Genomic DNA, 9077 nt, shown 5'->3' with positions numbered 1-9077 from the left:
ACCACCCCCCTTTCCTCTCCACATAGATGTGGCAAAAAGCAACAATATAGATTTCCAAAAATTAGAAATATATATTGTAAATTTGAATTGGTTATGGAGTTTCCATTCGTGGTGTAATTGAGATTAAAAGTATGATGTGTGAGTAGACTTGGAAGTGTAAAAACCTTGGAGTATGCTGGAATTTCAGGCTTGGAACCCAAAATTCAGCATCATAGATGAATGTGATGTGAAAGTGCTGAGGTCATACAAAATGTTATTACATAAGTAAGAATTAAATGTGAAATATTTTATTTATATAATAAATATGGACTAGAAAAATGTCAATATTTTTTTTAAATTCCTTTAATAAGAAAAAAAATGTGATATGTGATTTTTTATGTTATTATAATCACAAAATAAATTAAAGTATGACATTATAATGTATAAATATATTATACACACAAACAATGCCCTTTTTTGTCTAAAAATCAGGCATTGTTTGTAATTTTTTAATGAATTTTTGTAAAAATTTCTGTGTCGTAAGTGCAAGAAATCGATTTACTTATAATTCGTGTTGGGCAAACCAATTGGTAATACGTTGCAGTCGTTCCACGCGAAGCTGCGGGTGCCCTTTTCGTGAAAGCTCGTGACTTGAAGCTGGAAAACGGACAAATTGCGTAGGTTTCCCCAAGCGACGTAATGCTGTAAACAGCTGCTCTCCCTGCTCTATAGGACATCGCAGATCCTGCTCCCCGTGTAATATGAGCAGCGGTGTGTTGATTTGCTGCACATAAGCCAGCGGAGATTGCCTCCACAAAAGCTCGCAATCCTCCCACGGATTCCCGCCGACTTCATCTTCAGTAAACGAGTACCCTATGTCACTCACTCCATACATGGACAGCCAGTTAGATATGGAGCGCTGGGTCACAGCTGCGCGGAAACGATCGGTATGGCCGACAATCCAGTTTGTCATAAAGCCACCATAGCTGCCTCCTGTTACACCCAGCCTTTCCGGATGAATGAATGGAAATTGACGTATAGCCTCGTCCACTGCGCTCAGCAGATCGGTGTAATCGCGTCCGCCGTAATCTCCAAGGACGACATTGGTGAAAGACTGTCCATACCCTCGGCTTCCTCCCGGATTCGTGTAGATGACTGTATACCCCTGAGCGGCCAGCAACTGAAATTCATGAAAAAAAGAATTGGAATACATGGCATGAGGACCACCGTGAATCTCCAAAATAGCAGGATAGGATACCCCCTCCTTAAACCCAGCAGGCTTCATCACCCATCCCTGCACCCGTCGTCCATCCTCAACCTCAGTCCAGAAGCTCTCAGGCACACTGATCTCAATCTCATCAAGCAGAGAATCATTCACTCGTGTCAGCCGTTCCTCAGTTCCTGAATGAATCGCAATCTGGAATAAATCACCTGGTAAAGCTACATCGGTGGAGGCGGCAATGATATGCTGCTCATCCGAAGTAAGCTCGAATTGGTAAATTTCCCGCTCTCCTTGGGTTAAAATTTTAAAAGTCCTATCAAGCGCAAACTGATATACGTGCACATTTCCTTCATGGGTAACCAGCGTATACAGAGATTGACCGTCCGCACTGAAGCGTGGTGGTCCTACATGAAGATGTGAACGCATGTCGCTCATACCCGCATTACGGAGGTGAGCGTCAAGCGTCTCACTAACGCATACTGCCGTCCCCCCACTGGAAGGAACCGTGTACAGTCGGGTCTGAGTAGCGTCTTTGGCATGTCGATCATGACCGTAAAAGGCAATCGTTGAACCGTCGGGAGAATAAGCGGCACTCTCGATGTGCAGTTTAGAATGGGTCAGCTTAAGCGGTGCTGCTGCATCACCATTTGAAATCGCAGGGGCTATCGTAAACAAATCATTCTGCTTACGTAAATCCGTATCCTCTTTCGAATGCTCTGCTATTCTGGCGACGAATAAAATACGTTGACCATCCGGTGACCACACAGGCTCCGCCACATCATAAGCGCCGGAAGTCAGTTGAACTGTGTGCCCCGAAGTCACATCAGTTACATACAAGTGATCACGAGTATCATCCCACAGTCCATATCCGTCGGATTTAGCTTTCGTTCGATTAACAACTCGTCCCTTAAGTTGTGCCTCCTGAGTTCCTCCATCGGATGTAGGGCTTGACGGGTTCTCGGCCGTTTTAGCTACAAACGATATGCAAGTCCCATCAGGAGACCAGGCTAATGAACGAACATTGTTCTCTACGTGTGTAAGCTGTCGTGCCTCCCCTCCGCGTTCTGGAATAATCCACACCTGGCGCTTGCCGTCTGTTGTACGGAGAAAAGCTAGTTGTGATCCATCTGGTGACCAGACAGGCGTTTCATCTTTCGGTCCGTATGTAAAGGGTAATGCGCTAGCGCCTTCGGACGATAATAGCCAAATTCCTGAGTTATAATCTGTCCACTCTTTATTAATATACTGTTCTACGTAAGCGATTTCACCACTAATAGGATGAATAGCTGGATCGCTAACCCAGTGAAGTCGATATAAATCCTCGGCTGTTATACAGCGCTTGGTCGTACTAGATTGTGAGTCGCTCAAAAAAATTCCTCCTTTATATCATTAGATTCCACATCTTTAAATTTTAATTAATCCGATTAATTTTATGTGATTTAAATGAATATACAATTACGTTACTCTTTTTATTTATCTCTGTCAATTTGTCTAAAACTAAAAAGACCCTCTCTCAGTCGCTATCGACCCGAAAACACCGCTACTTCGGTTGCTTTCATGAGAGAGGGTAACGTTATTCATCAATCACAATTGGAAAATAGGAGAAATGGAGGGAGCCCCATTAGGAATAGCAGCCAGTGATCCATTTTCTTTGTGTAGGTTCGGCACCTGCTGCCAAATAGTGCTGGGAATCTCTCGCCGCAGCACAGGAATGATATCCTCGGCAAACCGATGCAGCTGTTCAAGCTGCTCCTGCTCTCCCAGCCCATCCACGCTTATGCTGAGTACCTGATGGCCGAACGCAGTATAATAGTTCCGTATTTTTTCAAGAACGCTGTCCGCAGAACCAATCAGAACTGGACCGTTGCGGATATTGTCCTCCAAATTTGTAAACGGGGATTGATTATGTTGAGCCGCCGTCGTCGAGTGGTAAGCATCATAATACGGGCGATAGCGTCTGATCGCTTCCTCGTCTGTATCCGCCAGATACAAGCTCCCGGCTCCGGCACCAATTACGGCTTGAGCAGGATCATGACCGTAATAAGCGAGCCGTTCACGGTAATGATCAATTAAGCCTTTATACTTGGCCTGAGGATGGAAAGAATTTGAGGAAAATAACGGCTCTCCATATTGTGCAGCCAGCTCCGTCGATAATGTACTGGAGGCACTTCCATGCCATATCGGAATTTGCTGTTGATATGGGCGTGGCTGTGTCGTGACCTGATACAGCGGGGGCCGATAGTTGCCCTTCCACGTAACCTCTTCCTCGCTCCATAGCCGTTTGAGCAGACGATAGCGTTCTGCTAACGATTCCCACTGCTCTTCCTCCGTAATTCCAAACAACGGATAATGGCGTGGATCATTGCCTTTTCCGATAATCAGTTCTAATCTTCCGCCCGATAAATGATCCAATGTCGCATAATCCTCAGCTACGCGTACTGGGTCAAGTATACTAAGCACCGTTACCATCGTCAGCAGACGAATCCGTTCAGTTCTCGCTGCTATAGCGGTCAGAACGAGTGGAGGTGAAGACGACAAAAAAGGCGCACCATGCCGCTCCCCCACACCATACGCATCAAAACCAAGCTCCTCTGCGAGCACAGCCTGCTTAATTACATTTTGGAATTTTTGCTGCGAACTCCAGGCTTCTCCGGTAATCGCATTAGGCAGATTAGCCATTAGGCTGAACAATACAAACTTCATTCGCTCCTGCCCCCTTTCTGCGAACGAATCGGCTTCTTCCGTTCCCTATGATCGCGTCTAATTTCGGTTAGCTGTCTCGGCTTCATTTTTTTCACGAATGTAGGTGGAGAATAATTCAGGATTCACCACTTTACGCAGTAAATGCATCGTCCCGTCCCCTGTTCCATGGTCAAAAGCATGGATACGTTCATACCCCCAACGCTCATACATGGATAGCAAATAGGGATGCTTTTCCGCAGTCGCCAGTGTCACAGCAGGAGCACCGACCTTGTCACGAATAATCGTTTGCTCTACCCAATTCAGCAGTTTTTTCCCATATCCTTTGCCCTGGGCAGCCGGGTCTACAGCAAACCACATCACAAACGGTAGATCGGTTATAAAATTAAGGGCTCTATTTTTGAGATGGCTAACGGTAGCCTGAATGACACCGTCTACTTCCAGCACATAGCAATCATTATTTTTAATGTTTTCTTGAATGAGAGCAACATCTGCCTGAGCGGCAGGCCATCGAAGCTCCAACTGCCGAATTGTTTCATACGCCTCATACGTCACATACTGCAATCTTTCTGCATCCTCTTGGAGTGCCAGACGATAGATTTCACTCATACTAACCCGCCTTCCTATAGTATTATTATAATGCTCGTGAATCACCAAAATAATTAATCCTATCTACTTAATGAGATATAAAAGTTAACATAACTGTAGCATGCTCACCATCCAGCGACAAATTAATTTTTTCTATAACTCCATTTAAAATAACAATAGCCCCTCGAAAGATGGGAATTCGTTAATTAAAGTCAACGCAAAAAAGCCCGAAAATCGGGCTCCTCTACTTTCTAGACGAATAAAATGCTGGTCTTATCTCCGGCATTCAAAACAAACCATGTATGCTGTATTACTCCGCAGGGGCAGTAAAGCTGCGTTTGGCAAACTCGCTGTCCAGCATATAAAAGGCGTTGCTGTCTCTTTCAATGCGCTTAAGCTTCTGGATAACACTGTCGAACAGAGCTTCCTCTTCGACTTGCTCATCAATAAACCATTTCAGGAAATGGATCGTTGCATGCTCGCGTCCATCGAGGGCCAAGTCAGCCAGATGATAAAATTTTTGCGTGTTTTGCTGCTCATGCTTGTAACCATGCTCAAATACGTCCAGCATGGAATCGTAGCTGTTTTTTGGCTCCGGCAATGCAGCCAATGTGGCGCGTCCTCTACGGTCATTAATGTATTTATACAGTTTCATGGCATGAAACCGTTCCTCCTCAGCTTGTACCAGGAAGAAGTTTGCAAACCCATCCAGACTTTCACTGGAGCAATAAGCAGCCATCGCCAGATATACGTGAGCGGAGTAAAATTCAAAGTTCATTTGCTCATTCAGAGCCTGTGCCAAATTGTCATTCATGTCTCAGGTCACCTCGGTCATGTATGTAATAATGTAACGATCATAGTGTACCACGAATCCGATCACAAAAAAACGGACGGAAGTGAATTAAATGATCTCACATTCCGCCCGTAATCTCTACAATTAGTTTACAATCAAGGCTCCAGACCCCAGACACGTTTGTCATTTATATACAATGGTGCTTTGCCCCAATCCGTATAAGATGTCTTGGTTGGATCATAGGAAAAATCATCACTTTCGTTATAGTTGCTCCAGTCCGTCTTGTTCATGCGAATCTGAATGTCCCCTGTGTTTTCCCCTGCTGCCAGACTTCCCGCACCAGCTCCAAAGGAGATTTCCAGATAATAATCTGCGCCTGTAACGGCCTTATCCAGTTTCACAAAACGTCCCTGAACGTTACTACTGCCCAACTGTGCATAGTCACAATGGAATTCCTGTGACTTGTCGCCATCTACGGTGTAGTAGTATCGCAGCTTGACATTTTTCAGATCAACTGCTTCTTTACCTTTGTTTACAATACGGAACAGTGGCCGAATTTGATTATCTCCCGGGTTTGTGTCGCCCACGCGGTATTGGGCAATCACATCTCCCGTTGCTGGAATGGGTGCTGCCGTAGGCTTGGCACTGACCTCGGCAGAATCCGGGCTGGTTCCTAAAGAATTTGTTGCACTTGCCACATAATAATAAGTGGTTTCATTCACCACTCCTGTATCCTTGTAAGTGCTGTCTGTTACCGTTGCTACTGTGGTATAAGGGCCACCACTGGTTGTCGAGCGCTTGACTGTATAGCTATCGGCACCCGTCGCTTTGCTCCAGGTCAGTGTAACCTGAGCATCCCCCGCGTTTGCCTTCACATTTGCCGGAGCTTTGGGAGCTGTAGGCTCGGTTGGTCCACTACCGTTAATGAGACGGTCATACTCGGCATAAGCCGTTGCCATATCAACTTGGGACCAGAAACGGTGATACGTAAATTCTGGAGCGCCTTTATCCCATTTTTTGGTCTGCTTGTTCCAAGAAGTCGTGTATTTATCTTTAAGATAGGACCATTGCGGATCTTTGGTGATATTAGGGCGGATATCGCTGTAGCTGGAATACGTACCATTACCACCTTTAGACGGATCAGACGATGTAGCGTCGGTGCCAGGGATCGTGTTGCCTTGCCCAGTCTTACCACTCCAGCCGCTCGGGATATACACTTCTTTGGTAAAATAACGATAATAATCCTCGCGCGCTTCCTTCGTTGTAATGCCTATACCATCGTTATAACCCCATGCAGCATCAAGCAAAGCTTTAGACAGATCCTTAGCTTCCTTGCCTAACTCGGAATAGTCTCCTTTTTCAGCTTTCGTTCCAGCAGCAAAGAAAGTAAGTGCTTTAACATAGCTGCCCAGCACTCCGGCATCCTGCCCCGGATTCTTTGTTACCACATGGAGATTGGTATTCCCTTTATGAATGGCAAATCCGCTCCAGGTTTCAGGCTTTCCGCTCCATTCCAGATTGCTCGGTAGCCAGAACTCACCTTTAGCCACTGTAGTAGCCACTTTCGGATTCTTGCCACCCAGAATACGCTTGCCTTGAGCGTCCAAATAGTATCCCTGTGCATCAGTCACAGGCCGTTCGTTGGCAAATACATAGCTCTTGGACCACGCTATCCAGTTTTCCGTCACTTGTTTAGCCATTTTAAACTGCTCGGACGAAGTATCCCCTTTCTTGGCTAAAATGTAGTACAGCTCGGCAACCCGCTCGACAGGCCAAGCCTGCATCCCGAACCAGTTGTTCGACGGTGGATCGTTATATACAGGAGCCCCTGTATAAGCCATGCCATAAAAGGTACTTGTGCCAGATGGATAAGCCTTGTAGGCACCATCCCAGCTATTCGTCGCTCCACCTGCAATAGCCCCCTCATCGGATTGCAGCCAAGTATAAAACTCCAATTGGCGCTTCAGCGAGGTCGCCCAGTCCTGTCCCGCCGTTGGTGAATTCGGTATTAATCCACCATCTTGATCGGACAACGCATACGCTGCGACGACATTTTGATAGCCCTGATGTGCATGGCTGGCACCAATACGCCAAGCCCAGTTGCCGCTTTGGCCAAGTCCGCCGCCCCAGGCTGTATACCATGCCATCAGATAAAGACTGGCATCCTTGCCCGTACCAGCAATTGGACTTCCGTTGGAAGCGCTTCCGGTTTTCTGGAAGTATTTATCGTACATGCCGTAACGCAAAAAGTCTCCCATCTTTTTAGCTTTATCCAAATATACGGAGTTGTCATATCCTAATTCCTTAGCCCAGTACATTGCTTGAACTGCCCGTGCATCTGCATCGGTGGCATTCGTGTAACGCCATTGCTGTGCAGGGGCATTATTTTCCTTGGTAAACAAGCTCATAAAGCCTTCATTAGGCTTGCCAAACTTTTGATTGTCTTGCGATGGGTGTGGTACAGCCTCCCAGACCGATTCCTGTTCCCCGCGCTGGAAGGTGTTTACATAGGCTGCTGTATGCGACGGATTCAGAAGATTTCCGAAGCCGTACCAATTATCCACGTCCAACAACCAGTGCATCAGATAAGTCTGGTTGTTGCCATAGGTTGCCTTCAGCTCAGAGTCCAGTGGATCCTTGCCACCACCATACTGTCCACTCAGACGGCTTGGGTATTGATCCGGCTGTGAGTATTCTGCGGCATAGGTGGCGGGGCTGTTCGGGTTGTAGTTACTCATTGTCGGCTGCTCTTCCTTACCGTCGCCTTCATTAACAGGAATGATATATTTCTCCATGTTGTCCCATGCGGATTCCAAATGCCCCCAATCCCCGGTATAATGACCATACAGCACTTCCAGCCACATCCAGTAGCTGTACGCTTCCGAAGTCGTTAAGTGTCCGTAATCTGGAGCCTCGCTCATAAGCGTTTCAACGGAATGATAAGGGATGCCTTCTTTTGAAAAGTATCCGCTAGCCGGATCCTTCAGCTGTTTATACAATTGTAAAAAGCGTGTCGATTCCGGTGTTGCGGCTGATGCACGGTCGGGTCCTGCCTGAAATAAGCCCAAGGTTAACGGAAGTACCAAAATGGCTGACATGACCATAGAGACAGATTTCCTGAACACTGATTTTCTGCTGATCACTTTTGCATTCATCCTCTCCATTATCAATTTTGGCTTTACACAAGATTTTATTTCGAAAAACGACAGCACAAAAAGACAGCATCATCACCTCACTTTCCCATAAAAAAGGTGGAGGACACGCTGTCTATTGCTCCAAATGCTTCGCATTGGCCCTGGAAAAAATATACCACACTAGGCGCCAAATGAGAGTCGAAAAATTCTATAAGTTTAGAGATTCACAAGGAAAATTGACGAAATCGATTGGAATCGGTACTATTTCACAGGGAGGCGTTAAAACATGAAAATTTTGCTATTGCTTGGTTGTATCGTGATGTTTTTAGCCGTAGCTCTGGGAGCGTTCGGCGCACACGCATTGAAAAAGAGACTTTCCGTAGACATGATGAGCATATTCCAGACAGGAATTCAATATCAAATCGCTCACGGACTGGGTTTGCTGCTGCTTGGAGTTCTTGCTGACAGCCTTGTCCATTCTTCTCTCATCGTTACCGCAGGCTGGGTTATGCTGGTGGGTATTCTCCTGTTCTCCGGCAGTCTGTATGCCCTTAGTATATCTGGTGTGAAAAAGCTTGGGGCAATCACCCCCATTGGCGGGTTGGCTTTTTTGGCAAGCTGGGTCATTGTGATCGTGGCGGTTGTGCAAGGTTAAACAAGG

Annotated in this window: 6 protein-coding genes; 1 reads left to right on the top strand and 5 read right to left on the bottom strand. The window is 46.2% G+C overall.

Going from position 1 to position 9077, the window contains the following annotated elements:
* Nucleotides 1-541 precede the first annotated feature (541 nt).
* The 5 genes from ACUUJN_RS12360 to ACUUJN_RS12340 all read right to left on the bottom strand — a co-directional run bounded on the left by ACUUJN_RS12360 (nt 542) and on the right by ACUUJN_RS12340 (nt 8386).
* On the bottom strand, nt 542-2569 hold the full coding sequence (locus tag ACUUJN_RS12360; protein WP_484669678.1) for a S9 family peptidase: 2028 nt from the start codon (nt 2567-2569) through the stop codon (nt 542-544).
* 216 nt (nt 2570-2785) lie between these two features.
* Nucleotides 2786-3904 (bottom strand): LLM class flavin-dependent oxidoreductase, encoded by a 1119-nt coding sequence (locus ACUUJN_RS12355; protein ID WP_484669677.1) that lies wholly within the window; start codon nt 3902-3904, stop codon nt 2786-2788.
* A 57-nt stretch (nt 3905-3961) separates the two neighbouring features.
* Nucleotides 3962-4510 (bottom strand): GNAT family N-acetyltransferase, encoded by a 549-nt coding sequence (locus ACUUJN_RS12350; RefSeq protein ID WP_023988541.1) that lies wholly within the window; start codon nt 4508-4510, stop codon nt 3962-3964.
* A gap of 289 nt (nt 4511-4799) precedes the next feature.
* Nucleotides 4800-5303: a ferritin gene (locus ACUUJN_RS12345; protein ID WP_013310291.1), complete on the bottom strand. Its 504-nt coding sequence runs from the start codon at nt 5301-5303 to the stop codon at nt 4800-4802.
* 134 nt (nt 5304-5437) lie between these two features.
* Nucleotides 5438-8386, bottom strand: a complete 2949-nt coding sequence (locus tag ACUUJN_RS12340; RefSeq protein WP_484669749.1) for a glycoside hydrolase family 48 protein — start codon at nt 8384-8386, stop codon at nt 5438-5440.
* 316 nt (nt 8387-8702) lie between these two features.
* Between ACUUJN_RS12340 and ACUUJN_RS12335 the strand changes: the two genes are divergently transcribed.
* Complete coding sequence (locus ACUUJN_RS12335) at nt 8703-9071, top strand: DUF423 domain-containing protein (protein WP_013310289.1); 369 nt, start codon at nt 8703-8705, stop codon at nt 9069-9071.
* Nucleotides 9072-9077: the final 6 nt, after the last annotated feature.

The sequence above is a fragment of the Paenibacillus sp. LRG-1 genome, from assembly GCF_057220305.1.
This window is presented reverse-complemented; position numbering and strand designations above follow the sequence as displayed.

What these genes read in the sequence shown, in the direction of transcription:
- ACUUJN_RS12355 (WP_484669677.1), bottom strand. Translation starts at nt 3,904, where the DNA reads ATGAAGTTTGTATTGTTCAGCCTAATGGCTAATCTGCCTAATGCGATT.
- ACUUJN_RS12350 (WP_023988541.1), bottom strand. Translation starts at nt 4,510, where the DNA reads ATGAGTGAAATCTATCGTCTGGCACTCCAAGAGGATGCAGAAAGATTG.
- ACUUJN_RS12345 (WP_013310291.1), bottom strand. Translation starts at nt 5,303, where the DNA reads ATGAATGACAATTTGGCACAGGCTCTGAATGAGCAAATGAACTTTGAA.
- ACUUJN_RS12340 (WP_484669749.1), bottom strand. Translation starts at nt 8,386, where the DNA reads ATGGTCATGTCAGCCATTTTGGTACTTCCGTTAACCTTGGGCTTATTT.
- ACUUJN_RS12335 (WP_013310289.1), top strand. Translation starts at nt 8,703, where the DNA reads ATGAAAATTTTGCTATTGCTTGGTTGTATCGTGATGTTTTTAGCCGTA.